The organism is Stenotrophomonas sp. P5_B8 (assembly GCF_054049855.1).
Window position 1 is genome coordinate 1 of the sequence record NZ_JBFULO010000478.1, and the last position, 2,718, is coordinate 2,718.

The following is a 2,718-nucleotide window of genomic DNA, read 5'->3' on the forward strand; positions in this document are numbered from 1 at the left end:
TGTTGACCCAGTCCAGGCCATAGCGGAACTTCCACTTGTTCCAGGTATAGACCACGTCGAGGGTGCCCGACTTGTCCGGGGTGTTCAGGTTGCCGTTGTAGTCGATCAGCTCGTCGTCCTTGAACAGCTTGTTGGACTGTTCAAGGAAACGGGTGACCTGTGCGGTCGCACGCAGACTGCCCGGGCCGAGGTCACGGGTGTAACGCAACGTGAAGTCCAGGCCGCGCACCTTGTCCGTTGCCAGATTGACGTAGCTGTCATGTACGGTCAGCTGACCGTTCAGCGGATTGCGTTCGTCGATCAGACGGCAGAAGCCGCCGCCGGCGCGGAAGTCCGGGTTGTTGTAGCACAGGTCCAGGATGTTGGAGCCGCCCGCACGCGCCACGCCATTGCTGACTTCGATGTTGAAGTAGTCCACGGCCAGCGAGAAGTTGCCGACTGCCGAGGAGAACTCCGGTTGCAGCACGATGCCGCCGGTGAAGTTCTTCGAGGTTTCAGCCTTCAGGCCGGCCTCGGCGCCACCGGCCTGCAGCACGGTAACCGACTGGGTGGCCTGGAAGTCAGGTGCCAGGCCTTCCGATGCGCAGTTGCGCGCCAGCGTGGTACCCGGATCGTTGCCGTACGTGTTGCAGGGATCGAACTGATTGCTGAGGAAGCCGCTGGTGGCACCAAGGAACTGTTCAAACAGCGCCGGAGCGCGGTAGGAGGTGCCGTAGGACGCACGGAAGGACACCCACTTCACCGGGGTCCACAGGCCGCCGATCTTGTAGGTGTGGTCCGAACCGTAGGACTGGTAATCGGTCCAGCGTGCAGACACGTTGAAGGTAAGTTCTTCGGCCGCGGTGACGCCGGACAGCACCGGGATCTCCAGCTCGCCGAAGACTTCCTTCACCGAGTCCTTGCCCCGGGTCGGGGTGGACGAAGTGAGGTTGTACAGGTTGCCGTTGATCGAATCGATCGACGGGGTGTCGTCGATCTTCGCGCGACGGTATTCGGCACCGACCGCAGCGCGCACATCGCCGTAGGGCAGCGAGAACAGCGGACCGCTGAAGGACACGTTTGCGGTGCTTTCGGTGTACAGCGTGTTACCGGTGACGGGCACGAACACGTAGTCGCGCCATGCCTGCGGCAGCTGGCCGCCGACCACTGCACTGGTCAACCTCGGAGCGGCGACGCAACCATCGGAAACGTCCACGCAGCGGAAGCCACCTGCGCCGTCGGCAACCACGTTGAGGCTCTTGCCCAGGCGGTCGGTGAGGAACGACTCCATGGTGTAATCGGCGTCGGAACGCGAACTGCTCAGGGAGAAGTCGTAGTCCCAGGTCGAGGTCACGTGGCCGCGCAGGCCGGCAGTGCCCTTGAAGAAGTCGACCTTCTGCGAGCTCTTGTCGTTGCCGTAGCCGATGAAGGCGCGCACGCCCACGCCGCCACCGAAGTTGGACGAAGCCAGGTTGGCCGGGATCAGCGGACTGCCGCGCAGGTAGTCCAGCGACAGCTGGCGATACCCGATCTGATCGGATTCGCGGCGGCTGCCCAGCAGTTCGAAGTACGCTTCGGCGTCGCCCATCACGCCCAGGTCCAGGCCGCCCTGCAGGAACAGGGTATGGGTCTCGGCGCCGGAGATCAGCGAGCGGTTCAGCGTGCGGGGATCGAAGGTGTCGCGGATGTTGCTGTTGGTGGTCTGGCCACCGCCCACGCCTTCGAAACCGACCAGGCCGGTGCTGATCGCCGAATTCGGGCGCCAACGGTTGAAGGTGGTGCCCCGCGCCCCTGCGGCGGCAACGCCGGTCAGGTTCTGGGTACCGATGGTGTTGATGGTGACGCCGTTGGAGCCGGTGCCGGTGATCGGATAGCACTTCGGCTGACCGGTCAGCGGATCGATGGTGTCACCACTGCCCCACGGGCCGCCATTGGCAGCGCGGCGGTAGTCCGTGTTGCAACGGGTCCAGTCGCGGTCGTTGAGGCTCAGTGCGTCGCGGTTGTAGTACTCATACGAGCCGGAGATGTGACCGGAGGCGCCGGTCTTGCCGGCAACGATCGCATAGCGGCGCTCTTCACCGCCGCCGCCATCGGTGGCGGTCTGGCGCGCTTCGAAGGTAACGCCGTCGATCTTGCTCTTGGTGATGATGTTGATGACGCCGGCGACCGCGTCGGAGCCGTAGACGGACGAAGCGCCGTCCTTCAGCACTTCCACGCGATCGACGATGGCGTCGGGCAGCACGTTCAGGTCGGTCGCGCCGACCGAGCCACGCGAACCGGCCGGTGCGATGCGGCGGCCGTTCATCAGGATCAGGGTGCGGGTCGGGCCGAGGCCACGCAGGCCCACGGTGTTGGCGCCAGGGCCGCCGTTGGTGACGTAGCCGCCGTACGCATTGTTGATCTGCGCCGAACCAGCGGTGATTCCGGTGCTCTGCAGCACGCCAGCGGTCGACTGGAAGCCCGCCAGGGTGGTCTCTTCACGCGTGATGACCTGAACCGGCGACACCGAGTTGAACACGTCGCGGCTGATGCGCGAGCCGGTCACGGTGACGGCTTCAAGATTGGTGGCGGCGGTCTTTTCGGCAGACTTGCCCTGCACCTGATCTGCGCTCTGGGCGAAGGCCGGCGTGCCTGCGGTGAACAGCACGGCCGTAGCCAGTGCGAAGCTCAGCGGATTCCGGCTGAGCGACTTGCGATTCATCATGTTTGGATCCCCTTGAACTAGCGTTTGCGTAAAAC

1 protein-coding gene is annotated in these 2,718 nt (G+C 64.4%); it reads right to left on the bottom strand.

Annotation, left to right across the window (positions count from 1 at the left end; genetic code table 11):
- On the bottom strand, window positions 1-2,680 hold a 2,680-nt coding region (locus ACXJKH_RS18290; protein ID WP_457321471.1), incomplete at its 3' end, for a TonB-dependent receptor plug domain-containing protein.
- Window positions 2,681-2,718: the final 38 nt, after the last annotated feature.